Source organism: Haemophilus paracuniculus (assembly GCF_002015115.1).
GTDB classification, from domain to species: domain Bacteria; phylum Pseudomonadota; class Gammaproteobacteria; order Enterobacterales; family Pasteurellaceae; genus Haemophilus_E; species Haemophilus_E paracuniculus.
In genome coordinates, this window is the sequence record NZ_MUYA01000004.1 from 193,040 (window position 1) to 219,157 (window position 26,118).

At 47.8% G+C, this 26,118-nt stretch carries 26 protein-coding genes; all 26 read left to right on the plus strand.

The window, feature by feature from the left end; all coding sequences use genetic code 11:
* Positions 1 to 15 precede the first annotated feature (15 nt).
* The 26 genes from adk (at position 16) to B0187_RS03680 (ending at position 26,108) form a co-directional block, all read left to right on the plus strand.
* Positions 16 to 660: an adenylate kinase gene (adk, locus tag B0187_RS03555; protein ID WP_078236481.1), complete on the plus strand. Its 645-nt coding sequence runs from the start codon at positions 16 to 18 to the stop codon at positions 658 to 660.
* Between the two features lie 293 nt (positions 661 to 953).
* Positions 954 to 3,173 carry a primosomal protein N' gene (priA, locus tag B0187_RS03560; protein ID WP_078236482.1) on the plus strand — a complete coding sequence of 740 codons (2,220 nt, stop codon included), beginning with the start codon at positions 954 to 956 and terminating at the stop codon, positions 3,171 to 3,173.
* A gap of 151 nt (positions 3,174 to 3,324) precedes the next feature.
* Positions 3,325 to 4,587, plus strand: coding sequence for a serine hydroxymethyltransferase (glyA, locus tag B0187_RS03565; RefSeq protein ID WP_078236483.1), 1,263 nt, complete (start codon positions 3,325 to 3,327; stop codon positions 4,585 to 4,587).
* Positions 4,588 to 4,622: 35 nt separating this feature from the next.
* On the plus strand, positions 4,623 to 4,898 hold the full coding sequence (locus B0187_RS03570) for a DUF1294 domain-containing protein (RefSeq protein WP_078236484.1): 276 nt from the start codon (positions 4,623 to 4,625) through the stop codon (positions 4,896 to 4,898).
* The gene (locus tag B0187_RS03575) at positions 4,888 to 5,364 is read left to right on the plus strand and encodes a PNPOx family protein (protein ID WP_078236485.1); all 477 of its coding nucleotides are present in this window, start codon (positions 4,888 to 4,890) and stop codon (positions 5,362 to 5,364) included. Before B0187_RS03570 ends, B0187_RS03575 begins: the two co-directional genes overlap by 11 nt.
* A 5-nt stretch (positions 5,365 to 5,369) precedes the next feature.
* Positions 5,370 to 6,245, plus strand: coding sequence for an NAD(+) kinase (locus B0187_RS03580; RefSeq protein WP_078236486.1), 876 nt, complete (start codon positions 5,370 to 5,372; stop codon positions 6,243 to 6,245).
* A 120-nt stretch (positions 6,246 to 6,365) separates the two neighbouring features.
* Positions 6,366 to 6,806 (plus strand): RNA polymerase-binding protein DksA, encoded by a 441-nt coding sequence (gene dksA / locus B0187_RS03585; RefSeq protein ID WP_078236487.1) that lies wholly within the window; start codon positions 6,366 to 6,368, stop codon positions 6,804 to 6,806.
* A gap of 57 nt (positions 6,807 to 6,863) precedes the next feature.
* Positions 6,864 to 8,420 (plus strand): polynucleotide adenylyltransferase PcnB, encoded by a 1,557-nt coding sequence (gene pcnB, locus B0187_RS03590; RefSeq protein WP_425432432.1) that lies wholly within the window; start codon positions 6,864 to 6,866, stop codon positions 8,418 to 8,420.
* A gap of 249 nt (positions 8,421 to 8,669) precedes the next feature.
* On the plus strand, positions 8,670 to 9,785 hold the full coding sequence (gene potA / locus B0187_RS03595; RefSeq protein WP_078236489.1) for a spermidine/putrescine ABC transporter ATP-binding protein PotA: 1,116 nt from the start codon (positions 8,670 to 8,672) through the stop codon (positions 9,783 to 9,785).
* Entirely contained in the window at positions 9,772 to 10,638 is an 867-nt protein-coding gene (gene potB / locus B0187_RS03600) for a spermidine/putrescine ABC transporter permease PotB (RefSeq protein WP_078236490.1), read from the plus strand. Before potA ends, potB begins: the two co-directional genes overlap by 14 nt.
* Positions 10,638 to 11,402, plus strand: coding sequence for a spermidine/putrescine ABC transporter permease PotC (gene potC, locus B0187_RS03605; protein ID WP_078236491.1), 765 nt, complete (start codon positions 10,638 to 10,640; stop codon positions 11,400 to 11,402). The genes potB and potC overlap by 1 nt, the downstream gene beginning before the upstream one ends.
* Positions 11,403 to 11,698: 296 nt before the next feature.
* Positions 11,699 to 12,994 (plus strand): NCS2 family permease, encoded by a 1,296-nt coding sequence (locus B0187_RS03610; RefSeq protein ID WP_078236492.1) that lies wholly within the window; start codon positions 11,699 to 11,701, stop codon positions 12,992 to 12,994.
* A gap of 42 nt (positions 12,995 to 13,036) precedes the next feature.
* Complete coding sequence (gene sucC / locus B0187_RS03615; protein ID WP_078236493.1) at positions 13,037 to 14,203, plus strand: ADP-forming succinate--CoA ligase subunit beta; 1,167 nt, start codon at positions 13,037 to 13,039, stop codon at positions 14,201 to 14,203.
* Positions 14,203 to 15,072 (plus strand): succinate--CoA ligase subunit alpha, encoded by an 870-nt coding sequence (gene sucD, locus B0187_RS03620; protein ID WP_078236494.1) that lies wholly within the window; start codon positions 14,203 to 14,205, stop codon positions 15,070 to 15,072. Before sucC ends, sucD begins: the two co-directional genes overlap by 1 nt.
* Before the next feature lie 9 nt (positions 15,073 to 15,081).
* The gene (locus tag B0187_RS03625) at positions 15,082 to 15,795 is read left to right on the plus strand and encodes a YwiC-like family protein (RefSeq protein WP_078236495.1); all 714 of its coding nucleotides are present in this window, start codon (positions 15,082 to 15,084) and stop codon (positions 15,793 to 15,795) included.
* 88 nt (positions 15,796 to 15,883) lie between these two features.
* Positions 15,884 to 16,582: a pseudouridine synthase gene (locus B0187_RS03630; protein ID WP_425432435.1), complete on the plus strand. Its 699-nt coding sequence runs from the start codon at positions 15,884 to 15,886 to the stop codon at positions 16,580 to 16,582.
* Positions 16,579 to 17,133, plus strand: coding sequence for an ADP compounds hydrolase NudE (gene nudE, locus B0187_RS03635; RefSeq protein WP_078236497.1), 555 nt, complete (start codon positions 16,579 to 16,581; stop codon positions 17,131 to 17,133). The genes B0187_RS03630 and nudE overlap by 4 nt, the downstream gene beginning before the upstream one ends.
* A 1-nt stretch (position 17,134) precedes the next feature.
* Entirely contained in the window at positions 17,135 to 17,935 is an 801-nt protein-coding gene (gene cysQ, locus B0187_RS03640) for a 3'(2'),5'-bisphosphate nucleotidase CysQ (protein WP_078236498.1), read from the plus strand.
* A gap of 69 nt (positions 17,936 to 18,004) precedes the next feature.
* Entirely contained in the window at positions 18,005 to 19,489 is a 1,485-nt protein-coding gene (gene zwf / locus B0187_RS03645) for a glucose-6-phosphate dehydrogenase (RefSeq protein WP_078236499.1), read from the plus strand.
* An 11-nt stretch (positions 19,490 to 19,500) separates the two neighbouring features.
* Positions 19,501 to 20,199 carry a 6-phosphogluconolactonase gene (pgl, locus tag B0187_RS03650; RefSeq protein WP_078236500.1) on the plus strand — a complete coding sequence of 233 codons (699 nt, stop codon included), beginning with the start codon at positions 19,501 to 19,503 and terminating at the stop codon, positions 20,197 to 20,199.
* A gap of 136 nt (positions 20,200 to 20,335) precedes the next feature.
* Positions 20,336 to 21,790, plus strand: a complete 1,455-nt coding sequence (gene gnd, locus B0187_RS03655) for a decarboxylating NADP(+)-dependent phosphogluconate dehydrogenase (RefSeq protein ID WP_078236501.1) — start codon at positions 20,336 to 20,338, stop codon at positions 21,788 to 21,790.
* 45 nt (positions 21,791 to 21,835) lie between these two features.
* Positions 21,836 to 22,639, plus strand: a complete 804-nt coding sequence (locus B0187_RS03660) for a peptide ABC transporter ATP-binding protein (RefSeq protein ID WP_078236502.1) — start codon at positions 21,836 to 21,838, stop codon at positions 22,637 to 22,639.
* An 18-nt stretch (positions 22,640 to 22,657) separates the two neighbouring features.
* Positions 22,658 to 23,293, plus strand: coding sequence for a nitroreductase family protein (locus B0187_RS03665; RefSeq protein ID WP_078236503.1), 636 nt, complete (start codon positions 22,658 to 22,660; stop codon positions 23,291 to 23,293).
* 90 nt (positions 23,294 to 23,383) lie between these two features.
* Positions 23,384 to 23,914 (plus strand): TIGR00645 family protein, encoded by a 531-nt coding sequence (locus B0187_RS03670; protein ID WP_078236504.1) that lies wholly within the window; start codon positions 23,384 to 23,386, stop codon positions 23,912 to 23,914.
* Positions 23,915 to 23,955: 41 nt separating this feature from the next.
* A complete protein-coding gene (gene gorA / locus B0187_RS03675) occupies positions 23,956 to 25,323 on the plus strand; it encodes a glutathione-disulfide reductase (RefSeq protein WP_078236505.1) in 1,368 nt (455 codons plus the stop codon).
* Positions 25,324 to 25,727: 404 nt separating this feature from the next.
* The gene (locus tag B0187_RS03680; protein ID WP_078236506.1) at positions 25,728 to 26,108 is read left to right on the plus strand and encodes a hypothetical protein; all 381 of its coding nucleotides are present in this window, start codon (positions 25,728 to 25,730) and stop codon (positions 26,106 to 26,108) included.
* Positions 26,109 to 26,118 lie beyond the last annotated feature (10 nt).

Here is a 26,118-nt window from a genome sequence, read left to right on the forward strand (position 1 = left end):
CTTAATGAGGTTAGTATGAAAATTATTCTATTAGGTGCCCCTGGTGCTGGCAAAGGCACACAAGCACAATTTATGATGAACAAATTTGGTATCCCACAAATCTCAACGGGGGATATGTTCCGTGCGGCGATTAAAGAGGGAACGGAACTCGGCAAACAAGCCAAAGCGTTAATGGACGAAGGTAAACTCGTGCCAGACGAATTAACCGTTGCCTTAGTGAAAGATCGTATCGCTCAACCTGACTGTGCCAACGGTTTCTTGCTAGACGGCTTCCCTCGCACCATTCCACAAGCCGACGCCCTCAAAGAATCGGGCGTGAAAATCGACCTCGTGTTGGAATTTGACGTGGCAGACGAAGTGATCGTAGAGCGAATGAGCGGTCGCCGCGTGCATCAGCCGTCTGGTCGCGCCTACCACGTGGTTTACAACCCACCAAAAGTGGAAGGCAAAGACGATGTAACAGGCGAAGATTTAATCATTCGCCCAGACGACAAAGCCGAAACCGTGTTAGAGCGTTTGGCGATCTACCACAAACAAACCAAACCACTCATCGCTTACTACACCGCCGAAGCCGAAGCCGGCAACACCCGCTACGAGCGTTTAGACGGCACAAAACCTGTTGAGCAAGTGAGTGAAGAATTAGCGAAGATTTTGGGTTAATTTCGCTTTGCAAGGGGTGGGATTTTTGAAATTTTTCAAAATCCTACTCTTATGTTTTGCCCCCTTCGGTTTCGCTACGCTCAACCACTTCCCCCGCAAGCGGGGGCAGATCTTACTTTCGATAGTTCTAAAATTTTCCCTCGCTTGCGGGGAAAATTTTGCTTTCAATCGTTCCGATATCTTCCCCCGCTTGCGGGGGAAGTACCGCCAAAGGCGGGGTAGGGGGCAAATATATCCCTTTTTCATTCTCGAAGAATAAGCATTCATAACCTTCCATTTATCTAGGATTTTCGATGAACCTCGTCCGCCTCGCTTTGCCCGTGCCGTTGGCTCGGTTGTTTGATTATGTTGTGCCTGATGAATGGGCGGATGTGCCGTTGGTGCAAGGGGCGAGGGTGTGCGTGCCGTTTGGCTCGCAGAGCAAAATCGGGATTGTGATTGAACAGCCCACCACCAGCGATGTGCTAGCGGATAAATTAAAACCGATCACCGCCATTCTCGATCAGCAAAGCCTGTTTGACGAACAGAGCTGGCAACTGCTCAACTGGGCGGCTCGCTATTATCACGCCCCCCTCGGCGAGGTGTTACACAACGCGTTGCCAGTCAAATTACGCCAAGGCGACAGCACCGAACGTAGCGTTCCCGAACAATTCCAACTGACCGAAACCGCCCTTTCCGCCCTGCAAAATGGCGAATTGAAACGTGCTAAAAAACAGCAATTATTGCTAGAAGAACTGGCTCAATCGGCAAAAATTTTCGAGAAACCGACCGCTTGCACCGCCGCCATTTGGAAGCAATGGCTGGAAAAAGGCTATGTCGAACCCGTTGAAACCACTTTTGAGCCACAATCTTGGCAACAAACCTTAGGCGAACGGGCGATCTGCAATAAACAAAACCGGCTGGTGCTGAATAAACAGCAGTCGCTGGTGGTCAGCCGTCTGCTTTATCAAACGCATTTTGAGGCGTTTTTGCTGAATGGGGTAACGGGATCGGGCAAGACGGAAGTTTATCTGCAAGTGATTGAAAAAGCGTTGGAACGGGGCGAACAAGTGCTGGTGCTTGTGCCAGAAATCGGGCTAACCCCACAAACGGTGCAACGCTTTAAGGCACGTTTTAATGTGGAAATTGACGCCCTACATTCCAACCTCAACGATAGCCAACGACTCAACGCGTGGCTACGGGCGAAAAATGGCGAAAGTGCGATTGTGATCGGCACCCGTTCCGCCCTGTTTACCCCGTTCGCCAACTTGGGGCTGATCATTATTGACGAAGAACACGATAGCTCATTCAAACAGCAAGACGGCTGGCGTTATCACGCCCGAGATTTGGCGGTGGTGCGAGCCAAAATGGCGGACGTGCCGATTATTTTAGGCTCGGCGACCCCAAGCCTTGAAAGCCTGCATAACGTGCAGAGTGGCAAATTTACCGAATTGCAACTTACGGCTCGGGCAGGTAATGCGAAATTATCCCACCAGCAGCTGATCGACCTGAAAACTCAACGCATTTTTAACGGCTTGTCGGAAAAATTGCTGGCAATGATGAAAAAGCACCTCGCTGAGGGCAATCAAGTGATGTTGTTCCTCAATCGGCGAGGCTTCGCCCCTGTGCTGCTCTGCCACGAATGTGGTTGGATGTGCGAGTGTGGCTCGTGCGACAAGCCCTTTACCTATCATCAAAAACAGCGTGTGCTGCGTTGCCACCACTGTTCCGCCCAACGGATTATCCCTCGCCAATGCGAGCATTGCGGTTCGACCCATTTGATCACCACAGGGCTTGGCACGGAACAGTTGGAACAGACCCTCGCCCAGCATTTTCCCGATTATCAAATCACGAGAATTGACCGTGATAGCACCGCTCGCAAAGGCTCGCTAGAACAGCATTTGAGCGAAATTCAGCAGGGCAAAAGCCAAATTCTGATCGGCACGCAAATGCTTGCCAAAGGACACCATTTTCCGAATGTTACTTTGGTGGCGATTGTGAATGTGGATTCCGCCCTGTTTTCGACCGATTTCCGTGCCGAAGAACGGCTGGCTCAACTTTATGTGCAGGTGGCTGGGCGAGCTGGGCGTGCGGAAAAGCAAGGCGAAGTAGTGCTACAAACCCATTACCCCGACCATTCCCTGCTCAAAGCCTTGCTGGAACAGGGCTATCCAGCCTTTGCCGAGCAAGCCCTCACAATGCGGAAATTGATGAATCTACCGCCCTATTCCGCCCAAGCTCTGTTTCGAGCAACGGGGCGACAAAGCGAACAAGCGGAAAAAATTTTGCAGGATCTGACCGCTTACTTCCAACAAAAAATCCACGAACAAGGCTGGCAAGGCTTCCAAATCCTACCCCCATTCCAAGCCCCAATGCCGAAAAAAGCAGGGCATTACCGCTGGTTGCTACTCATTCAACACCCCAACCGCAACGCCCTGCAACAGTTACTTACTATTTTCGACCAAGATCGAGATCGCTTCCTCGCCAACAATTTACGGGTTTCGTTGGATGTTGATCCTTTGGAATTAGGATAAATTGAATAGAAAATCAGCATATTAAAATTTTTCATTTTGATATGAATTTTTAGGCAACCGTTTAATTAAAAAAGGCTAACACTTTGGGGCGAAAATGCCGTAAAATGCCGTCTCTCATTACTACGCAAACGTTTACTTATAGGAGAAACCGATGTTAAGACGTGATATGAACATCAAAGATTATGATCCTGTGTTATGGCAAGCGATTCAGGACGAAAACCGCCGTCAGGAAGAGCATATCGAGCTGATTGCTTCTGAAAACTATGCCAGCCCACGGGTGATGGAAGCCCAAGGCTCACAATTTACCAACAAATATGCGGAAGGTTACCCTGGTAAACGTTACTATGGTGGTTGTGAATATGCGGACATCGTTGAGCAGTTGGCGATTGACCGTGCCAAAGAGCTTTTCGGGGCGGATTATGCCAACGTGCAGCCGCACTCGGGTTCGCAGGCGAATGCGGCGGTGTATATGGCGTTGTTGCAGCCGCATGATACCATTTTAGGTATGAGTCTCGCCCACGGCGGACACTTAACCCACGGGGCTTCGGTCAGCTTCTCGGGCAAAATTTACAATGCGGTGCAATACGGCATTACCGCAGACGGCGTGTTAGATTATGAAGATATTCGCCAAAAAGCGTTAGAGTGCAAGCCAAAAATGATCGTGGGTGGTTTCTCGGCTTATTCACAGGTGGTGGATTGGGCGAAATTGCGTGAGATCGCCGATGAAGTGGGGGCGTATTTATTTGTGGATATGGCACACGTTGCAGGCTTAATCGCGGCAGGCGTTTACCCAAGCCCGATCAATCACGCTCACATTGTAACCACGACAACGCATAAAACCTTGGCTGGCCCGCGTGGTGGTTTGATTTTATCGAACGCCAAAGATGAAGAATTGTACAAAAAATTACAAAGTGCCGTGTTCCCAGCAGGTCAAGGCGGTCCGTTAGTCCACGTGATGGCGGCGAAAGCGGTCTGTTTCAAAGAAGCGTTAGAGCCAGAATTTAAAACCTACCAAGCCCAAGTGGTGAAAAACGCCAAAGCAATGGTGGAAGTGTTTAAACAACGTGGCTATAACGTGGTGTCGAACGGCACGGAAAACCACTTATTCCTCGTGGATTTAGTTTCAAAAGGCTTAACGGGCAAAGCGGCAGATGCGGCACTCGGTCGTGCCAATATTACCGTGAACAAAAATGCGGTGCCGAACGATCCGCAAAAACCGTTTATCACATCTGGTATCCGTGTCGGTACGCCTTCGGTAACCCGCCGTGGCTTTAAAGAGGCAGAAGTGAAAGAGTTGGCAGGTTGGATGTGCGATGTGCTAGATAGCATCAACCAAGACAATCACGAGCAAGTGATTGAAGCCACCAAAGCCAAAGTGCTTGAAATCTGCAAGCGTTTGCCGGTTTATGCTTAATTGAGAAAACCCCGCTTGCGGGGTTTTATTTTTTGATGATGTTAGCAATTTTCATTTATCTGGTGCTGATCAATTTGGTCAGCTTTTGTTTTATGTATGTCGATAAACAACGGGCGATCAAAAATCAGTGGCGAATCCCTGAATTGACTTTATTGCTACTCTGTTTGGCGGGCGGATTTATCGGCACATTTTTAGCGATGAAATACGTTCGCCACAAAACCAAACATTTGCCGTTTCACGCCTGTGTGATTTTTTCGGCAATTTTGTGGCTATTTGCGATTCCCTTTGGTTATCTGAAATATGTTGCGTGAATTTTCCCCAGAAATGTTGGCGTTTTTGCAACGGCAATTTGTGTTGAGTCTAGCGGTCAGTTTCGGCGAAAAATCGTGGTCGGCGAACTGTTTTTATCTATTTGAACCTGCCGAAAAATGGTTGATCATTACCACCGAAGATCGCACTTTACACGCCCAAATAATGCAGCAAAATCCTCAGGTTTCAGGCACGATTGCTCACTCGACTCGCAATCTCGCAGAGATTGAGGGGATTCAATTTTTAGGGCGGATCGCAAAAATTTCGGCGGATCTCACCGCTTGTTATCAGCAAAAATTCTTTGAGCAATTTCAATCGGCACGGGTGTTTGACACGCCAATTTGGGCGATTGAACTTGATGCAGTGAAATACACCGCCAACCAACCGCAATTCGGCACGAAACAAATTTGGCAACGCCATTTTGGCGAAAATCTGTTAGAATCCGCCCATTTTTTACAGCAAGCGTAACGACTATGGCTCATTTTAAAATCATTGCGATTGTGGGCAAACCTCGCCACGACATCGCCCTTGAAACGCACCTTTCCGTCTATAATTGGCTGAAAGAGCGTAAATATCAAATTTTGGTGGAAGAAAATATCGCCAAATTGTTGAATTTGCCGAATGCGACCACCCTCGACCAAATCGGGCAGGTGGCGGATTTAGTGATCGTGATCGGCGGCGATGGCAATATGCTCGGAATGGCTCGCCATTTTGCCAAATATCAAGTGCCGCTGATCGGTATCAATAGAGGTAATTTGGGCTTTTTGACCGACATCGCCCCCCAAACGGCGTTTGAACAGCTGCATAATTGTTTGGAACGGGGCGAATTTTTTATTGAAGAACGCTTTTTGTTAGAAGCGAAAGTGGAACGCAACGGCAAAATTATTGCCGAGCATAATGCCTTGAATGAAGTGATTATCCACGCCAGCCAAGTGGCGAAAACCATTGATTTTAAGGTAAGCATTGACGGCAAATTCGCCTTTTCGCAACGCTCGGACGGCTTGATTATCGCCACCCCAACGGGTTCGACCGCCTATTCCCTTTCGGCGAATGGCCCGATTTTGACCCCCAATTTGAATGCGATGGCGTTGGTGTCGATGTTCCCCCATTCCCTTTCTTCTCGCCCTGTGGTGATTGACGGCGATAGTCAGCTTTCGTTGCGGTTCGCCCAATATAATCAGCCTGAATTGCGAGTGAGTTGTGATAATCAGGTTTCCTTGCCGTTTGCCCCCGAAGATCGGATTCTGGTGCAAAAAAGCCCTGAAAAATTACAACTTTTACATTTAAATGATTACAACTATTTTAATGTTTTGGGGTCAAAGCTCGGTTGGCTCACAAAATTATTTTAGTGAATGTGTAAAATTGATTGCCAAGTAATCAAAGTTCTGCTATTTATACGCCTTTTTTTGAATAGCCTAACTCTTTTTGGCAGGATTAAATTGAGAGAAATCTCGTACAAGGAGTGAATGATGACTCAACAAACCGCATTAGGTTTATTAGCGTTAGCAGGGGTAACCCCTTATCAACCCAAGAAAAATGAAGAATATATGAATGATGCTCAAAAAGAGCATTTTCGTAAAATTTTAAGAGCGTGGCACGCTCAAATTATGGAAGAAGCGGAACGCACCAAAAGCCAAATGCAAGAAGAAGTGGCGAACTTTGCCGATCCTGCGGACCGAGCCACCCAAGAAGAAGAATTTAGTTTAGAGTTACGCAACCGTGATCGTGAGCGTAAATTATTGAAAAAAATTGAGCAAACGTTGCACAACATTTCCGAAGATGAATATGGTTACTGCGAAGCCTGTGGCGTAGAAATCGGTTTACGCCGTTTAGAGGCTCGTCCAACCGCCGATATGTGCATTGATTGCAAAACCCTTGCCGAAATTCGTGAAAAGCAAATGGGTCATTAACAGAGCAGAGCGGGGGAAATCAAATTTCCCCCGATTTTTGTTTTTATCCCAATTTTATTGAGGTGGATTATTTTTAATTACATCAAATCTTTGTTTACTCGCAAAAAAATAAGTGAAACGAAGGCGGAAAAGCCCGTGCAAGCGGTCGGATCTGCCCAAAAAACGGCGAGTAGCAAAACGGAACGCCCAAAGCGTGCCAAACCCAAATTTGTTGAGCCAGAACGTGCGGCGAAGAAAAAGCCATCGGCGAATGAACCAGCACATCTGTTGCATAAAAAATTTACCCAGCCCGCAGGGCATTATCAGATCACGCCCAAAGATTTCCCAACGAACGCCTTAACGATTGTCAATAAACTGCAAAAAGCAGGTTATGAAGCCTATATCGTGGGCGGCTGTTTGCGTGATTTACTACTCGGACAAAAGCCGAAAGATTTTGATGTGGCGACCAACGCTCGCCCCGAGGAAATCCAAAAATTGTTTGGTCGTCAATGTCGTTTGATCGGACGCCGTTTCCGCCTTGCCCATATCGTTTTTGGGCGAGATATTTACGAAGTGGCAACCTTCCGAGCCGATCATCAAACCCATTCCAACGATAAAATTTCCAAAGTGAGCGAGGCGGGAATGTTGTTGCGAGACAACGTTTACGGCACGCTGAAAGAAGACGCACAACGGCGCGATTTTACCGTCAATGCCCTCTATTATGATCCAACCCACAATCTGCTGTTTGATTTCTTCAACGGCATTGAGGATCTCAACGCAGGCAAATTGCGTTTGATCGGCGATCCTACCACCCGTTATCAAGAAGATCCCGTGCGAATGTTGAGGGCGATCCGCTTTATGGCGAAATTGGAAATGTTTTTGGACAAACCAAGCGAAGCCCCGATTAAATCGCTGGCTCACTTGCTGAAAAATATCCCTGCCGCCCGCTTGTTTGATGAATCCCTCAAATTATTGCAGTCGGGCAACGGCGTGAAAACCTACCAATTACTGCGTGAATATGGCTTGTTTGAGCTGTTATTCCCTGTGTTGAGCGACTTTTTCACGCCACAAAAAAATTCACCAACGGAACGAATGATCGAAAAAGCCCTCACTTCTACCGATGAGCGGATTAAAGATAAGTTGCGTGTGAACCCGGCGTTCCTGTTTGCGGCATTGTTGTGGTATCCGCTACGGGAAAAAATTGACGAGCTGAAAAATGAAGGCGGTTTGAACAGCCACGATGCGTTAATGCTGGCGGCAAACGAAATTTTAGATGCGAGCTGCAAAGCGGTGGCGTTACATCGCCGACACACGGCGGTGATCCGCGATATTTGGGCGTTGCAGTTCCAACTCACCAAACGTTCGGGCAAACGCCCATTGCAAACCCTCGAACATATTAAATTCCGTGCAGGTTTTGATCTACTCGTGATGCGAGCGGAAATTGAGGGCGGCGATTTGGTAGAATTAAGTGCGTGGTGGCACGAATTCCAATTCAGCAACGACAATCAACGCAACGAAATGCTACAAGCGGTGCGATCCTCGCCAAATTTCGTCAATGAGGAAAAGAAAAAACGCCGCAAACGCCCATTCAGACGTAAAAAGAAAAAAGCCTCAAATTCGGTGGTTGAGGCGTAATACAAAGCCTCAGTCAAGGGGGTAGATTTTGCAAAATTTCCCAAAATCTACCCCCTTGTTTGTAAATTTTCCGCCGTTCCCTCTATTCCTTGCTCAAATTTGCCAATTTGTCGCATTTTTTTCTTTCAATCCCCCCCTATTCGCTATATCATACCCGATATTTTTTCGTGGGATTTCACACGACTTCGCCCTGAATTTTTATTCAGAATTTCTGTCATTCTCAATTTTTAAGGGAAACACATTCGTAAGATGGAAACGTTAGATCAAAAACCAATCATCGAACTCCGTTCTTTAACTAAACGTTATGGCAACAAAACGATTATTGAGAACTTAAACCTCACTATTTATAACGGTGAATTTTTAACAATTTTAGGTCCTTCCGGTTGTGGTAAAACCACAGCGTTACGTTTAATTGCGGGTTTTGAGGAACTCACAGAGGGTTCTATTATTCTTGACGGACAAGATGTGTCTAACGTTCCCGCAGAGCAACGCCCTGTGAATACTGTATTCCAAAGCTACGCCCTTTTCCCACATATGACTATTTTTGAGAACGTGGCATTTGGGTTAAGAATGCAGAAAGTACCGAATGATCAAATCCGCCCGCGTGTAATGGAAGCCTTGCGTATGGTGCGTTTGGAAGATCGTGCCGATCAAAAACCAGCACAGCTTTCTGGTGGTCAGCAGCAGCGTATTGCGATTGCTCGTGCGGTGGTGAACAAGCCAAAAGTGTTGTTGTTAGATGAATCTCTTTCAGCACTCGACTACAAACTGCGTAAAGAGATGCAGAACGAGCTGAAAGCCTTACAACGTCAATTAGGGATCACCTTTATTTTCGTAACGCACGATCAAGAAGAAGCCCTCACGATGTCGGATCGTATTATCGTGATGAACGGCGGTAAAATCGCCCAAGACGGTTCGCCGCGTGAAATTTACGAAGAACCGAAAAACTTGTTCGTGGCTCGCTTTATCGGCGAAATCAACGTGTTTGATGCGACCGTGATTGAGCGTGTCGATGCGAAAAACGTGAAAGCGAATGTGGAAGGGCGTATCTGCAACATTAAAGTGGAAGATATGGAAGTAACCCCAAATCAAAAACTGAAAGTGTTGTTGCGTCCAGAAGATATTGTGATTGAAGAATTGGACGAAAATGAAAGCTCGAAAGCGATCATCGGACACATTTCTGATCGTAACTATAAAGGGATGACCTTAGAATCCAGCGTGAAACTTGATCACAACGGAATGAACGTGTTGGTGAGCGAGTTCTTCAACGAAGATGATCCGCACATCGATCACTCTATCGGTCAAAAAGTGGCATTAACGTGGCACGAAGGTTGGGAGGTTGTACTCAGAAATGAAGATCTCTAATAACAAATTCCAAAATGGAACTGTTGCGGTTATCTTCGGTTGGTTATTGCTATTTGTTCTTGTACCGAATTTACTCGTACTGTTAATCAGTTTCTTAACCGAAAATCGTCAAAGTCAGTATTTCGTTGATTTTACATTTAGCCTTGATGCTTATGTTTCCTTGTTCAACGATACTTACGCCACCGTGTTGTGGAACTCGCTTTATATGGCGGGAATTGCGACTTTCTTCTGTTTAATTATCGGCTATCCGTTCGCCTTTATTATTGCCAAAATGCCAGCGAAAATCCGCCCGATTTTGCTGTTTTTGGTGGTGTTGCCGTTCTGGACGAACTCACTGATCCGTATTTATGGGATTAAAATTTTCCTCGGGATCAAAGGCGTACTCAACGAAAGTTTAATGTGGCTTGGCGTTATTGACGAGCCAATGCGATTACTCAATTCCGAAACGGCGATTGTGATCGGTTTGGTGTATATCTTGTTGCCATTTATGATCTTACCGCTTTACTCATCAATTGAGAAAATTGACGGGCGTTTACTCGAAGCGGCGAAAGACCTCGGTGCAAATGCGTTCCAACGTTTTGTGCGTGTAACCATTCCACTCACAATGCCAGGGATTGTAGCGGGTTGTTTGCTCGTATTATTACCTGCAATGGGAATGTTCTACGTTGCGGACTTACTCGGCGGCGGCAAAACCCCGTTAATCGGTAACATCATTAAGAGCCTATTCTTGAATACCAACCAACTTCCGCTTGGTTCAGCAGTGAGTATTGCCCTCACCGTGTTAATGGCGTTAATGTTGTATGTTTACTATCGTGCGAATAAATTATTAAATAAAAAGGTGGAGCTTGAATAATGAAACGTCTATTTAGAAACCTTTTTATGTTGATCGTGTTTGCGTATCTCTACATTCCGATCATTATTCTCGTGGTAAACTCATTCAACGAAGACCGCTACGGCTTGCAATGGAAAGGGTTTAGCTGGAACTGGTATGAACGTTTATTCAATAACGACACCCTCATTTCCGCCACAATGAACTCGGTAACTATTGCGTTCTTTGCCGCCACATTCTCAACCATTTTAGGGGCTTTAACCTCAATCGCCCTTTACCGCTACCGTTTCCGTGGTAAGCAGTTGGTGGGCGGAATGTTGTTCGTGGTAATGATGTCGCCAGATATTGTAATGGCGGTGTCAATGCTTGTGTTGTTTATGATTTTAGGGATCAAACTCGGTTTTATCTCGTTGCTGATCGCTCACATCACATTCTGTTTACCTTATGTGGTGATCACCATTTCTTCTCGTCTAAGCGACTTTGACGGCAAAATGCTCGAAGCCGCCAAAGACTTAGGGGCGAGCGAGGTAACGATTTTACGCAAAATCATTCTTCCGTTGGCATTGCCGTCCATTATTTCGGGGTGGTTATTGAGCTTCACGATTTCCTTAGACGATGTGGTGGTATCCTCTTTCGTTACCAGCCCAAGCTATGAAGTGTTACCGCTCAAAATCTTCTCACTTGTGAAAACAGGGGTAACGCCAGAGGTCAATGCCTTAGCAACCTTGATGATTATCTTCTCATTAACCTTAGTGCTATTAAGCCAAGTTGTTGTGAGAAAAAAATAATGTAAACAAATTCCCTTTGGTCGCTGATCAAAGGGAATTTTTTATTTATATCCCTTTACAAGGGGTAGGATTTTCAAAAATTTCGCCCCCTATCCCCTGCTATGCAGGGTACTTCCCCCATAAATGGGGGAAGATCAGATCTGCCCCCGCTTGCGGGGGAAGTGGCACGCAGTGCCGTAGGGGGCTTGCAAGCGGTAAGATTTTACAAAATTTTTACAAATGATTGATTTCGTAAAAATTTAGCGTTATCTTACCGCTTGTTTTCGGTCTTATCTTTCATTTTAGGAGTCTTTTTAATGCTAGAACGCCTTTTCCAACTTCGTGAAAAAGGAAGTAACGTCAAAACCGAGATTGTGGCAGGCATCACCACATTCTTCACAATGGTTTATATCGTGTTTGTAAACCCGTCCATTTTAGGCGTGGCGGGAATGGACACCCAAGTGGTGTTTGTTACCACCTGTTTGATCGCTGCTTTCGGCACAATCGCAATGGGTTTATTCAGTAACTTGCCGATTGCCCTTGCACCCGCAATGGGCTTAAACGCCTTTTTTGCATTCGTGGTGGTGCAAAAATTGGGCTATTCGTGGCAAGTGGGAATGGGGGCGATTTTCCTCGGCTCAGTTGGCTTATTCCTTTTAACGGTGTTACAAGTGCGTTACTGGTTTATGTCGGCAATTCCCCTCGGTTTGCGTGTCGGCATTGGGGCGGGCATCGGCTTGTTCATCGCGTTAATCGGCTTTAAAAATATGGGCTTAGTGGTGGCGAACCCAGACACCTTAGTCGCCCTCGGCAACTTGCACGATCCAAAAGTGTTAATGGGCGTGCTAGGCTTTTTCATTATCGCAGCTCTTGCCGCTCGCGGCATTCATTCGGGCGTGTTGGTTTCAATCGTGGTGGTAACGGCGTTGGCGTTACTGTTCGATCCTGATGTCAAATTCTCTGGCATTATCTCAACCCCACCAAGCCTTGATCCCGTTGTTGGGCAAGTCGATATCGCAGGGGCGTTTGATGTGGGTTTGCTCGGCATTATCTTCTCATTTATGTTGGTAAACTTGTTTGACTCATCAGGCACGTTAATCGCCGTTACCAACAAAGCAGGCTTAGCCGATGAAAAAGGGCGTTTCCCGAAAATGAAACAAGCCCTCTATGTGGACAGCACCAGTGCAATGGCAGGCTCATTTATGGGAACTTCTGCGATCAGCACCTACATCGAAAGTGGCTCGGGCGTATCCGTTGGCGGTCGCACGGGCTTAACCGCCGTTGTGGTTGGCGTCTTATTCTTATTAACGATTTTCTTCTCGCCACTTGCAGGGTTAGTGCCTGCTTACGCCACCGCAGGGGCGTTAGTGTTTGTCGGCATCTTAATGGCGTCAAGCCTGATTGAAGTGAAGTGGGACGATCTTACCGAAGCGACCCCAGCGTTCATTACCACCGCAATGATGCCATTTACCTATTCGATTACCGAGGGGATCGCCTTTGGTTTCATCAGCTACTGCTTAATGAAGCTCTTTACGGGGCGTGCGAAAGAGATCAATCTTTCGGTGGTGGTTGTGTCTGCATTATTTATCGCAAAATTTATTTGGGTGGGATAATTCACACGAATTTCCCAGTAAAACACAATAAAAGGAGATGCTATGAATCTACACGAGTATCAAGCAAAACAAGTGTTTGCGAAGTATAAATTGCCCGTGAGTGTCGGGATTGCGTGCCAGTCGGCGGACGAAGTGGCACAGGCGATCACCAAGCTCAATGGCGATGTTTGGGCGGCGAAATGCCAAGTTCACGCAGGTGGGCGAGGCAAAGCAGGCGGCGTGAAGCTGGTGCGTAACGAGCAAGAAGCCCGAGCCTTTGCTGATCAATGGCTTGGCAAGCGGTTAGTTACCTTCCAAACCGATGCCAACGGTCAGCCCGTCAATACCATTTATGTGGAAGAGTGTTCACAAATCGAGCGTGAACTCTACCTCGGGGCGGTGGTGGATCGTGCCTCGCAAAAAATCGTGTTTATGGCATCTTCGGCAGGCGGTATGAATATCGAAGAAGTCGCCGAGAAAACCCCTGAACTCTTGCACAAAATCGCTCTCGATCCGCTCGTAGGCGGAATGCCGTACCAAGGGCGTGAATTGGCGTTCAAATTGGGCTTATCGGGCGATCAAATCAAACAATTCAGCCATATTTTTACCCAACTCGCCAAATTGTTTGTGGAAAAAGATCTTTCCCTGTTGGAAGTCAATCCGCTTGTGGTTACTAAATCGGGCGATTTGCTCTGCTTAGATGCCAAAATGGTGGTGGACAACAACGCCCTTTACCGTCAGCCAGAGTTATTGGCGATGCAAGATCCAAGCCAAGACGATCCGCGTGAGGCATTGGCGGAATCACACCAGCTCAACTATGTGGCGTTAGACGGCAACATCGGCTGTATGGTAAACGGTGCAGGGTTGGCGATGGGAACGATGGACATCGTCAAACTGCACGGCGGTCAGCCAGCCAACTTCCTTGATGTGGGCGGTGGGGCAACCAAAGAGCGTGTCGCCGAAGCGTTCAAAATCATCTTATCCGATAAAGCGGTCAAAGCGGTGCTGGTGAACATTTTCGGCGGTATCGTCCGTTGCGATTTGATTGCCGAGGGCATTATCGCCGCCGTGAATGAAGTGGGCGTAAATGTACCAGTGGTGGTGCGATTAGAGGGCAACAACGCACCGCTTGGGCGTGAAATTTTGGATAAAAGCGGGCTGAACATCATCGCCGCCAACACCTTAACCGAAGCCGCAATTTCTGCGGTGCAAGCTGCGGAGGGCAAATAATGGCTATCTTAATCAACAAAGACACCAAAGTAATCTGCCAAGGTTTCACTGGCGGACAAGGCACATTCCATTCTGAGCAAGCCCTTGCTTACGGCACGCAATTAGTCGGTGGCGTGTCGCCAAACAAAGGTGGCACCACCCACTTAGGCTTGCCTGTTTTCAACACCGTGCGTGAAGCGGTGGAAGCGACTGGGGCGACCGCCAGCGTGATTTATGTGCCTGCAAGCGGTTGTAAAGACGCCATTTTAGAGGCGATTGACAGCGGTATTCAGCTCATCGTTTGCATTACCGAAGGCATCCCAACCCTTGATATGCTTGAAGTGAAACAACGCCTCAACCAAACGGGCGTGCGAATGATCGGTCCGAACTGCCCAGGTATTATTACCCCAGAAGAATGCAAAATCGGCATTATGCCAGCCCACATTCACAAAAAAGGCAAAATCGGCATTGTTTCTCGCTCGGGAACGCTTACCTACGAAGCGGTTAAACAGACCACCGATGAAGGCTTTGGACAATCCACCTGCGTAGGTATTGGTGGCGACCCAATCCCTGGTTCGAGCTTTATCGACATTCTCAAACTGTTCCAAGAAGATCCGCAAACAGAAGCGATTGTAATGATCGGCGAGATCGGTGGATCAGCGGAAGAAGAAGCGGCTGCCTTTATCAAAGCTAATGTAACCAAGCCAGTGGTGAGCTACATCGCCGGCGTAACCGCCCCGAAAGGCAAACGAATGGGGCACGCAGGGGCGATCATCAGCGGCGGCAAAGGCACGGCAGATGAAAAATTCAAAGCCCTTGAAGACGCAGGCGTAAAAACCGTGCGTAGCTTGGCGGACATCGGTTCAGCCTTACGCTCGCTCTTGAAGTAAGGACATTCAATGCCATTACACAAACCCGTTATCTCAAATCAGCACGGTGCGTTGGTAATGGCATTCGTGCCTTTCCTTTACGGAATGTTCGCAGGGCAGCCGAGCCTCTGGCATTTACTGCTCGGACTGGCGTGGCTCGCCCTCTATTTCTGCTCTTATCCGCTACTTTCCCTGTTCAGCAAAAAGCCAACCGAACGAAATCGTCAGTGGGCAATCATTTACGGCGTCATCAGCCTAATTTTTGCGATCCCCGTACTGATTTACCGCCCTCAACTATGGCAATTTTTCGTGCCAATCCTACCGCTTGCAGCGGTACAACTCCACTTCGCCAAACAACGCAACGAACGCCATATCCTCAACGACCTCGCAGGGATTTTAACCTTTGGCATCGTGGGAATGGCAAGCTATTTTCTGACAACTGAACAACTTAATTTTGCGATTTTAATTGAACCCACCCTCTTTTTTATTGGCACAACCCTCTATATCAAAAGCGTGGCAAGAGAACGTAAAAATCCCCTTTACCTCAAACTCAGCCTCACGTGGCACTTGGCAATATTGTTGATCTACCTATCCAACACCCAATATCTGATCGCCTTTGCCTATCTCACCGCCCTCGTGAGAGCAATTATAATTCCTCGCCAAAAATGGAACATCAAACAAATCGGTATTCTAGAATTTCCGATAACATTGTTATTTTTGGTGGCACTGATCTTAGGGAGGTAGCAATTTGCTTAAAACATAACTACTCAAAAGTAGCCATTCAAAATCAACCAAATCCGTGTATAATTGCCCGCGTTTATGAGGGGAAATGATGTTCAAAGCTCGTTCAAATCGCACTGCCTTTCGTTCTTCTACTCGCCGTTCGCAAGCGGTTCAAGGGGATCGGAAAAAAATCAAAAAGCTACCCCTTGCATTGGCGGATACGGTGGTGGTGCTGTTTAATAAGCCCTATGATGTGCTGACCCAATTTACGGACGAGCAAGGGCGGCAGACGCTGAAAGATTTTATCCCCATTCCGCAGATTTACCCTGTGGGGCGGTTGGATCGAGATAGTGAGGGGCTTTTGTTGCTGACCAACAACGGCGAAATTCAGCATCGGCTCGCCCACCCTCGTTTTGAAAAAGCCAAAACCTACTGGGTGCAAGTTGAGGGCGAACCGCAGTCGGACGATCTCGCCAAACTCGAAAAAGGGGTGATCTTGAAAGACGGTTTAACCAAGCCAGCCCACGTTCGCCCGATTGATCCGCCCGATTTTAACTGGGCAACCGCCCCGAAAATTCGGGAACGCAAAACCATTCCAACCAGCTGGCTTGAATTGACGATTAGCGAGGGCAAAAATCGCCAAGTGCGGCGGATGACGGCACACATCGGTTTTCCTACCCTGCGGTTAATTCGAGTGCGGATCGGGCAATTTGCCCTTGACGATCTGAATGCGGGGGAATATAAAATCCTATCCGATGCGGAAAAAGCCCAACTATTTCGCCATTTACAACTGCGAGAATCACGATGATAACCAAACAGCCCCCTGAAATCCTTTCGATTAAAACGGTCGCCAAAAGCCGAATTTTCTCGGTGCAAGCGGTCGATTTGCGTTTTTCCAACGGCGAACTTCGCACCTACGAACGCCTTACCCCGCAACGCCGATCTTCGGTAATGGTGTTGCCGATCCACGAAGATCATCTTATTTTTGTGAAAGAATATGCGGTCGGGCCGGAACGTTATGAACTCACGTTCCCGAAAGGGATTGTCGATCAGGGCGAACAGCCGATTGAGAGTGCCAACCGCGAATTGCAAGAGGAAATCGGCTTTGGGGCGAAAAGCCTTGTGCCGTTGCGGACGCTCTATTCCTCGCCGAGCCATATGTACGGCTTAATGCACTTGTTTGTAGCGACCGATCTTTATCCCTCTCAATTAACGGGCGATGAGCCTGAGCCGTTGGAAATCGTGCGTTATCCGCTGGCTAAAATTGATGAATTATTAGCCGATCCAGCTTTTGCCGAATCTCGCAATTTGTCGGCGTTATTTTTGTTACGGGATTATCTCAACCAAACCAAGGGGTAATATGCTGACATCTTCGCTACTTCACGCCGTGATCAAGATCGCCCACCAAGCTGGCGAGCATTTGCAACGGTTTTACGCTCGTTCGGTGGCGGTGCAGATTAAATCGGACAAAACCCCCGTTACCGAAGCGGATCTCTTTATCAGCCAGTTTGTGATCGAGCAGTTGCAAGCCCTCACGCCTGATGTGCCGATTTTGTCGGAAGAAAATTGCAACATTCCCCTCGCTGAACGAGCCAACTGGCAACAGTATTGGATTATCGATCCGCTAGACGGCACGCAACAATTCATTGACCGTACCGATCAATTTGCGGTGGTGATTGCGTTGGTACAGCACAATCGCCCTGTGTTAGGCGTGATTCACGCTCCACAACTCAGCAAAACTTACTACGCAATGCAGGGCTTCGGGGCATTTTTGCAAAAAAATGGCGAAATCCTACCGCTTGCACCGCGTCCGTTGCCTGCTCATTCCTTTAAAATTGCGGTCGGCACTTCCCACCAGCCAAAAATTTTGGCGAGCGTTCAGCCACCGTATCAGGCGAGCTTTGTGCAGTATGGTTCAAGCAGTTTGAAAGCAGGTTTGGTGGCGGAAGGCGTTGCCGATTGCTATGTGCGACTCGGCGACACGGGCGAGTGGGACACCGCCGCTGCGGAAATTTTGCTGGCGGAAATCGGTGGGGCGATTTTCAATTTGGCGTTTGAGCCGTTGAGTTACAATCGGCGAGAAACCTTTGTCAATCCGCATTTTGTGATGGTCGGCAACCGCCAAGGCGAGTGGCAAAATATCTTTCGTTTCAATCGGTAATAACCATTCGCTTTTTCGGGCGAAATGTTGCATAGTACGCAAATTTTTAAAAACAAGGACAGATAAATAATGATCGCAGACAATAACTGTATCGTGATTTTCGGGGCGTCAGGCGACCTGACTTATCGTAAATTGATCCCTGCCCTCTATAATCTTTACAAAATCGGCAGGCTGGCGGAACATTTTTCCGTGCTGGGCGTGTCTCGCACCGAGATGACGGACGACAGTTTCCGTGAAAAAATGCGTCAAGCCCTGATCAAAAGCGAAAATGCAAGCGGTGAGATGCTCGAAAATTTTTGCCAACACCTTTACTATCAAGCGGTCAATACGTCCGACCCTGTCGATTACGGCAAACTTTTGCCACGCCTTGACGAGTTGCACGATAAATATCAAACGGGCGGCAACACCCTCTACTACCTTTCCACCCCGCCGAGCCTGTATGGCGTGATCCCCGAATGTTTGGCAGCTCACGGCTTGAACACCGAAGAATTTGGCTGGAAACGGATTATCGTGGAAAAACCGTTCGGCTACGACATCAAAACCGCCAAAGAGCTGGACGTGCAGATCCACCGTTTCTTTGAAGAACATCAAATCTACCGTATCGACCACTATCTCGGCAAAGAAACCGTACAAAATTTGCTCGTTTTACGTTTCTCAAACGGCTTATTTGAACCCCTTTGGAACCGCAATTTTATCGACTATGTGGAAATCACAGGGGCGGAATCGATTGGCGTGGAAGACCGAGGCGGTTACTATGACGGCTCGGGGGCGATGCGTGATATGTTCCAAAACCACTTGTTGCAAGTGTTGGCAATGGTGGCGATGGAACCGCCTGCGATCATCAACGCTGATTCAATGCGTGATGAAGTGGCGAAAGTGTTGCACTGCTTGCACCCATTGAGTGTCGAAGACGTGAAAAATAATTTGGTGCTAGGGCAATATGTGCGAGGCGAAGTGAACGGCGAAGAAGTGCAGGGCTACCTTGAAGAAAAAGGCGTGCCAGCGGATTCCTTGACCGAAACCTATATGGCGTTGCGTTGCGAAATCGACAACTGGCGTTGGGCAGGCGTGCCGTTTTATGTGCGTTCGGGCAAGCGAATGCCGACTCGGGTAACGGAAGTGGTGATCCATTTCAAAACCACCCCTCACCCCGTATTTAGCCAAAACGCCCCCGACAATAAATTGATTATCCGCATTCAGCCCGATGAGGGCATTTCAATGCGATTCGGTTTGAAAAAACCAGGGGCAGGCTTTGAGGCGAAAGAGGTTTCAATGGATTTTCGCTACGCCGATCTCGCCTCGCCGAGTTTGCTGACCGCTTACGAACGCTTGCTATTAGACGCAATGAAAGGCGATGCGACCTTATTCGCTCGTACTGACGCGGTGCACGCCTGCTGGAAATTTGTGCAACCGATCCTCGACTACAAAGCCGAACGCGGTAGAGTGTACGAATACGAAGCGGGAACTTGGGGTCCAACGGAAGCGGATAAACTGATCGCCAAACACGGCAGAGTGTGGCGGAAACCAACTGGCGAAATGAAAAAGAAAATTTAAGGGCAATAAAAATGAACACCACTATTTTTGAGACCGCCCAAGCGGCGGTTGAGCAAATCGCTCAACAATTTTTGGCGTTAAGCCGTGAAAACCGCCCCGTGCATATTTCCCTCTCGGGCGGCAGCACCCCTAAATTACTGTTTAAAACCCTCGCCGAAGCCCCGTTCAATCAAGAAATTGCGTGGCAAAATCTGCATTTTTGGTGGGGCGATGAGCGAATGGTTGAGCCGAATGATCCTGAAAGTAACTACGGCGAAGTGCAAAAATTGCTGTTCGACAAGGTACAAATCCCTGCGGAAAATATCCACCGCATTCGGGGCGAAAACGAGGTGGCACAAGAGCTAACCAGATTTTCACAGGAACTGACCGCTTGCGTGCCAGATTTAGCCTTTGATTGGATTATTTTAGGAATGGGAACGGACGGACACACCGCTTCACTATTCCCACACCAAACGGATTTTGACGATCCCAATCCTGCCGTAATCGCCAAACACCCCGAAAGCGGTCAGATCCGCATTTCCAAAACGGCGACTTTACTTGAAAAGGCAAAACGGATCACCTATTTGGTTACGGGCGAAAGCAAGGCAGAAATTTTAAAAGAAATCAAAACCACCCCAGCAGATCAACTGCCTTACCCCGCAGCAAAAATCCAAGCGAAAAATGGGATTACCGAGTGGTATCTCGACCAAGAGGCGGGGAAGTTGCTGTAAACATAAAGTGCAAACAGCGTTCGCACAATCTCAGGTAGGGACGCCAAGCTGGCGTCCTCACAAATAAAACATTACAAGCGGTCAGATTTTTTAAAATTTTCCGCAAACCATTTCAATAATCTAACAGGAGCAAAAAATGTCAGTGAAAGGCGATATTGGCGTCATCGGGTTAGCCGTGATGGGGCAAAACTTGATTTTAAATATGAACGACAAGGGTTTTAAAGTCGTGGCATATAACCGTACCACCGCCAAAGTGGACGAATTTTTAATGGGAGCGGCGAAAGACACCAACATTATCGGGGCATATTCGTTGCAGGATTTAGCCGATAAGCTCGAAAAACCACGCAAAGTAATGCTAATGGTGCGTGCGGGCGAGGTGGTCGATCAATTTATTGAGGCGTTGCTGCCGCATTTGGAAGAGGGCGACATCATTATTGACGGCGGTAATTCAAACTACCCTGACACCAACCGCCGCGTTGCCGCATTGCGTGAGAAAGGGATTCGCTTTGTCGGGGCAGGTGTATCGGGTGGCGAAGAGGGGGCGAGACACGGACCGTCCATTATGCCAGGCGGTAACATTGAAGCGTGGGAACACGTTAAGCCAATTTTACAAGCGATTGCCGCCAAAACCGACAAAGGCGAGCCGTGCTGCGACTGGGTTGGGGCAGAAGGCTCGGGGCATTTCGTCAAAATGGTGCATAACGGGATCGAATATGGCGATATGCAGTTGATCTGCGAAGCCTACCAATTCCTCAAAGACGGCTTGGGCTTAGGCTACGATGAAATGCAACAGATCTTCGCCGAGTGGAAGAAAACCGAACTCGACAGCTATTTGATCGACATCACTACCGATATTTTGGGCTACAAAGATGCAGACGGTCAGCCGTTGGTGGAAAAAATCCTCGACACCGCAGGGCAAAAAGGCACGGGTAAATGGACAGGCATCAACGCCCTCGATCTCGGTATTCCATTAACTCTTATCACTGAATCCGTGTTCGCCCGTTGCGTTTCTTCGTTCAAAGATCAACGCGTAGAAGCGGAAAAACTATTCGGCAAAACTATCGGCAAAGTGGAGGGCGATAAAGCCGTTTGGATCGAAGCGGTGCGTAAAGCCTTGCTCGCTTCAAAAATCATCTCTTACGCCCAAGGCTTTATGCTGATCCGTGAAGCCTCGCAAAATAACGGCTGGAACATCAACTACGGTGGCACGGCATTATTATGGCGTGAGGGCTGCATTATCCGCAGTCGTTTCCTCGGCAATATCCGTGATGCGTACGAAGCCGATCCGAATTTAGTGTTCCTCGGTTCAGATCCTTACTTCAAAGGCATTTTGGAAAACTGTTTGGCAGACTGGCGTAAAGTGGTGGCGAAAGCGATTGAAATCGGCGTGCCAATGCCGTGTATGGCGTCTGCGATTACTTTCTTAGACGGCTACACCTCGGCTCGCTTGCCAGCCAACTTGCTACAAGCCCAACGCGATTACTTCGGCGCTCACACCTACGAACGCACCGACAAGCCGCGTGGCGAATTTTTCCATACCAACTGGACAGGGCGTGGCGGCAATACTGCCTCAACCACTTACGATGTCTAATTAACCTTTGGGCGAGTGCAAAACTCGCCCTTACCGATTTTTTCTATGTCTTTACTTGACGTTCATCAACTCAGTAAACGCTTTACCGACCACATCGGGCTGTTCCGCCAGCAGGATTTTTACGCGGTGCAAGCGGTCAGTTTCTCGCTAAAAAGACGAGAAACGCTGGCGATTATCGGCGAAAACGGAGCGGGTAAATCGACCCTCGCCAAAATGATCGCAGGGATCACCGAACCCACCGCTGGCACAATGCACTTTTCGGGGCAGGAACTGCGGTTCGGCGACTATGATTTCCGAGCCAAACATATCCGAATGATGTTTCAAGATCCGAATGATGCCTTTGATCCCAATCTCAACATCGGGCAGATCCTCGATGCCCCATTACGGCTTGCCACGGGCTTATCAGAACAGGAACGCAACGAGCGGATTTTCAACACCTTGCGATTGGTGGGAATGTATCCCGAACACGCTTTGATCCCGATTCGAGACGCATCAAGCAGTCAGAAACAGCGGATCGCCCTCGCCCGTGCCTTGATTTTAGAGCCTGAAATCATCATCGCAGACGATACATTGAGCAACCTTGATTTTTCGGTCAAAACCCAACTGCTCAACCTAATGCTGAATTTGCAACAACGGCTCGGCATTGCCTACATTTATGTGGGGCAGCACCTTGGCATTATTAAGCACGTAGCCGATAAATTGATGGTAATGCACCAAGGGGAAGTGGTGGAATATGACGAAACCAAACAGATTTTGCTCAATCCGCAAAGCCCGATCACGGCACGCCTTATCGAAAGTCATTTCGGCAAAAAATTAACGGCGGAGGCGTTTGCACAATCTCATTTTTAAATTGAATGGAGCATAAATATGGAACTCACCCAAGCAATTCAACAACGCAAAACGATCAAAGCCTTTGATCGCAATGCGAAAATCAGCCGTGCAGAACTGGAAGAAATGCTCAACCTCGCCCAGCTCGCCCCCTCAAAAGCCAACTTGCAACCGTGGCGATTTATGGTGCTAGACAGCCCCGAACAAAAAAGCCTGCTCAACGGCAAAGTGGCATTCAATGAACTGCCGTGCGAAACGGCTTCGGCGGTGGTGTTGATTTTGGCAGATCTGCACTATCCACAACTGCTCAGCGATATTTTAGATCTTGCGGTGGAAAAAGGTTATCTGCACCCTGCCACCCGCCAAAATTCCTTTGAATTTTTGAGCAATATGCACAACAGCCAAACCCCACAACAGATTCGCGATCAAGTGCTGATCGATAGCAGCCTTGTATCAATGCAATTGATGTTAATCGCCAAAGATCGGGGCTATGATAGCCACGCCATCGGCATTTTCGACCGTGAGGCGGTGCTAAACAGTTTCAATCTTGATGGGGAACGCTATGTGCCAGTGATGATCCTCGCCCTCGGCAAAGCCGCCGCTCAACCGATTCCAAGCGTGCGATTACCGCTCGATTATACCCTCGCCTATAACGGCGAACCGTTCAAAAAATAGCGAACAAGCGGGTAGATTTTTGATTTTTCCAAGCGAAATTTATTAAAAATTGCTAGAATCTACCCGCTTGTTTTTTGACTCTTACCTTTTATGAAAACCGATTTAACAACTCGACAAAATTTATTTAGCAAAATTATTTTTGCCAGCCGTTGGTTGCAATTACCGATTTATTTAGGGCTAATTGTGGTGCAGGCGATTTACGCCTACAAATTCATCAAATCCTTGTGGAATTTGGTGGTAAACCTCGGCGTAATGGACGAAAACACCATTATGTTAGCGGTGCTGAACTTAATTGATGTGGTAATGATTGCCAACTTGCTGATTATGGTAATTGTGGGCGGCTACGAAACCTTTGTTTCGCGGCTGAATGTGGATTCCCACCCTGATCAACCCGAATGGCTGGACCACGTTAATGCCTCGGTGCTGAAAGTGAAACTCTCAATGGCGATTATCAGCATTTCCTCAATCAATTTGCTACAAACCTTTATCAACGTGCCAAAACTGCCCGTTGAAACGATTCAATGGCAAATTTTAATCCATTGCGTCTTTATTCTATCGGCGATTGGAATGGCTTACACGGATAAAATTTTAACGGCAACCGCCAACCAAAATAACCACTAACAAGGGGTCAGATTTGACCAAATTTTTGAAAGGAAACATTTATGAAACATTATGATTATTTAGCCATCGGCGGCGGCAGCGGTGGGATCGCTTCCATTAACCGAGCGGCAAGCTACGGCAAAAAATGTGCGATTATTGAAGCCAAACACCTCGGCGGCACTTGCGTAAACGTGGGCTGCGTGCCGAAAAAAGTGATGTGGCACGGAGCGCAAATCGCCGAGGCAATCAAACTCTACGCCCCTGATTATGGTTTTGACGTGAGCCTCAACCACTTCGACTTCAACAAATTGATCGAAAGCCGTGAAGCCTACATCGGCCGTATTCACACCTCGTACAACAACGTGCTCGGCAAAAACAACGTGGATGTGATCAACGGTTTCGCCAAATTTGTGAACAAAAACACGGTGGAAGTTACCCTCGCCAACGGCGAAAAAGAGCAAATCACCGCCGATCATATTTTGATCGCCACAGGCGGTCGCCCAACTCGCCCAGCGATTAAAGGGGCGGAATATGGGATTGATTCAGATGGCTTCTTCGCCCTCAACGCCCTGCCAAAACGCGTTGCGGTGGTGGGTGCAGGCTATATTGCTGTGGAAATCGCTGGCGTATTAAATAGCCTCGGCTCAGAAACCCACTTATTCGTTCGCCAACACGCCCCACTTCGCACCTTTGATCCACTGATTGTGGAAACCTTGCTTGAAGTAATGGCACAAGACGGCATTCAACTACACACCCAAGCGATTCCGCAAGAAGTGGTGAAAAACGCGGACGGCTCGCTCACCCTCAAATTGGAAGACGGACGTAGCCAAACGGTGGATTGCTTGATTTGGGCGATCGGTCGCCAGCCAGCGACAGACGTAATCAACCTTGAAGCGACAGGTGTTGCCACCAACGAAAAAGGCTACATCAAAGTCGATAAATTCCAAAACACCAATGTGGACGGCATTTATGCGGTGGGCGACATCATCGAAGGCGGCATCGAATTAACCCCAGTCGCCGTGGCAGCAGGTCGCCGTTTGTCAGAACGCTTGTTCAACAACAAACCGAACGAACATTTGGACTACAACCTCGTGCCAACGGTGGTTTTCAGCCACCCGCCAATCGGCACGATCGGCTTAACCGAACCGCAAGCGATTGAGCAATACGGTGCAGACAACGTGAAAGTGTACAAATCCTCATTCACGCCAATGTACAGTGCGGTTACCCAACACCGCCAACCGTGCCGAATGAAATTAGTGTGTGTCGGCGAACAGCAAAAAATCGTGGGCTTACACGGCATCGGCTTCGGAATGGACGAAATCCTACAAGGCTTTGCGGTCGCGATCAAAATGGGTGCCACCAAAGCCGACTTCGACAACACCGTAGCAATCCACCCAACCGCCGCGGAAGAGTTTGTAACGATGCGATAGGCAAAACAAGCGGTAGGATTGACGGAAATTCCCAAAAATCTTACCGCTTGTTTGAGATTGTTACTTTTCTTTGCTTCGCCAAAGAAAAGTAACCAAAAGAAAGGCGACCCCGAGCATTTTGCTGATGTTTCGCTTGTTTCTAATTTCTACGGTCGATTTGTAAACTCGCTTGCTACGTAAGCTCAAACAGTACAAATCGCCCTTGAAATTAACGAAACCGCTCAACGCAAAATGACGGGGATTTTTTCTTGCAAAATTTTAAAATCTTTGGAAAGAATAAGAAGACTTTTAGGAATTCTATCTGACAAAAAATAATTTCTGCGAAATGGGAACTAAATTTCCCTTTTTTCTACTAACAAGCGGGCATTTTGCCTGTTTTTTATCATTTTTATTAAGGATCAATTATGAAAAAATTACTCGGTTTAGCGGTGGTTGCTTTGGCATTGACCGCCTGTTCACAAGGCGGAAACCGCCCAAAACACGATAACCCAGCTTTTCAAAAAGCGATGCAAGAGTGCCGTAAAACAAGTCAAGAACGTACCGCTTTTGAGAATTGTATGGTGCAACGTGGTTTTGAAAAACCAGCGGAAATGAAAGACCACCCGAAAAATCCCGAAGTGGAACAAGCCTTAAAAGCCTGCCACCAAAACAACGCTGACCGTACTGCCGTTGAAAATTGTATGAAACAAAAAGGCTTTGAAAAACCTGAACACAAAGGCGAGAAAAAAGGCAAAAAAGTCAAACATAAAACCCACAAAGCGAAAAAATCTGCACAAGCGAATTAAGTCAGATTCT

What these genes read in the sequence shown, in the direction of transcription:
- priA (WP_078236482.1), top strand. Translation starts at nt 954, where the DNA reads ATGAACCTCGTCCGCCTCGCTTTGCCCGTGCCGTTGGCTCGGTTGTTT.
- B0187_RS03660 (WP_078236502.1), top strand. Translation starts at nt 21,836, where the DNA reads ATGTCTTTACTTGACGTTCATCAACTCAGTAAACGCTTTACCGACCAC.
- sucC (WP_078236493.1), top strand. Translation starts at nt 13,037, where the DNA reads ATGAATCTACACGAGTATCAAGCAAAACAAGTGTTTGCGAAGTATAAA.
- nudE (WP_078236497.1), top strand. Translation starts at nt 16,579, where the DNA reads ATGATAACCAAACAGCCCCCTGAAATCCTTTCGATTAAAACGGTCGCC.
- B0187_RS03570 (WP_078236484.1), top strand. Translation starts at nt 4,623, where the DNA reads ATGATGTTAGCAATTTTCATTTATCTGGTGCTGATCAATTTGGTCAGC.
- adk (WP_078236481.1), top strand. Translation starts at nt 16, where the DNA reads ATGAAAATTATTCTATTAGGTGCCCCTGGTGCTGGCAAAGGCACACAA.
- potA (WP_078236489.1), top strand. Translation starts at nt 8,670, where the DNA reads ATGGAAACGTTAGATCAAAAACCAATCATCGAACTCCGTTCTTTAACT.
- potC (WP_078236491.1), top strand. Translation starts at nt 10,638, where the DNA reads ATGAAACGTCTATTTAGAAACCTTTTTATGTTGATCGTGTTTGCGTAT.
- pgl (WP_078236500.1), top strand. Translation starts at nt 19,501, where the DNA reads ATGAACACCACTATTTTTGAGACCGCCCAAGCGGCGGTTGAGCAAATC.
- B0187_RS03670 (WP_078236504.1), top strand. Translation starts at nt 23,384, where the DNA reads ATGAAAACCGATTTAACAACTCGACAAAATTTATTTAGCAAAATTATT.
- cysQ (WP_078236498.1), top strand. Translation starts at nt 17,135, where the DNA reads ATGCTGACATCTTCGCTACTTCACGCCGTGATCAAGATCGCCCACCAA.
- B0187_RS03575 (WP_078236485.1), top strand. Translation starts at nt 4,888, where the DNA reads ATGTTGCGTGAATTTTCCCCAGAAATGTTGGCGTTTTTGCAACGGCAA.
- B0187_RS03630 (WP_425432435.1), top strand. Translation starts at nt 15,884, where the DNA reads ATGTTCAAAGCTCGTTCAAATCGCACTGCCTTTCGTTCTTCTACTCGC.
- B0187_RS03625 (WP_078236495.1), top strand. Translation starts at nt 15,082, where the DNA reads ATGCCATTACACAAACCCGTTATCTCAAATCAGCACGGTGCGTTGGTA.
- B0187_RS03580 (WP_078236486.1), top strand. Translation starts at nt 5,370, where the DNA reads ATGGCTCATTTTAAAATCATTGCGATTGTGGGCAAACCTCGCCACGAC.
- gnd (WP_078236501.1), top strand. Translation starts at nt 20,336, where the DNA reads ATGTCAGTGAAAGGCGATATTGGCGTCATCGGGTTAGCCGTGATGGGG.
- potB (WP_078236490.1), top strand. Translation starts at nt 9,772, where the DNA reads ATGAAGATCTCTAATAACAAATTCCAAAATGGAACTGTTGCGGTTATC.
- sucD (WP_078236494.1), top strand. Translation starts at nt 14,203, where the DNA reads ATGGCTATCTTAATCAACAAAGACACCAAAGTAATCTGCCAAGGTTTC.
- B0187_RS03680 (WP_078236506.1), top strand. Translation starts at nt 25,728, where the DNA reads ATGAAAAAATTACTCGGTTTAGCGGTGGTTGCTTTGGCATTGACCGCC.
- zwf (WP_078236499.1), top strand. Translation starts at nt 18,005, where the DNA reads ATGATCGCAGACAATAACTGTATCGTGATTTTCGGGGCGTCAGGCGAC.
- B0187_RS03665 (WP_078236503.1), top strand. Translation starts at nt 22,658, where the DNA reads ATGGAACTCACCCAAGCAATTCAACAACGCAAAACGATCAAAGCCTTT.
- B0187_RS03610 (WP_078236492.1), top strand. Translation starts at nt 11,699, where the DNA reads ATGCTAGAACGCCTTTTCCAACTTCGTGAAAAAGGAAGTAACGTCAAA.
- gorA (WP_078236505.1), top strand. Translation starts at nt 23,956, where the DNA reads ATGAAACATTATGATTATTTAGCCATCGGCGGCGGCAGCGGTGGGATC.
- dksA (WP_078236487.1), top strand. Translation starts at nt 6,366, where the DNA reads ATGACTCAACAAACCGCATTAGGTTTATTAGCGTTAGCAGGGGTAACC.
- glyA (WP_078236483.1), top strand. Translation starts at nt 3,325, where the DNA reads ATGTTAAGACGTGATATGAACATCAAAGATTATGATCCTGTGTTATGG.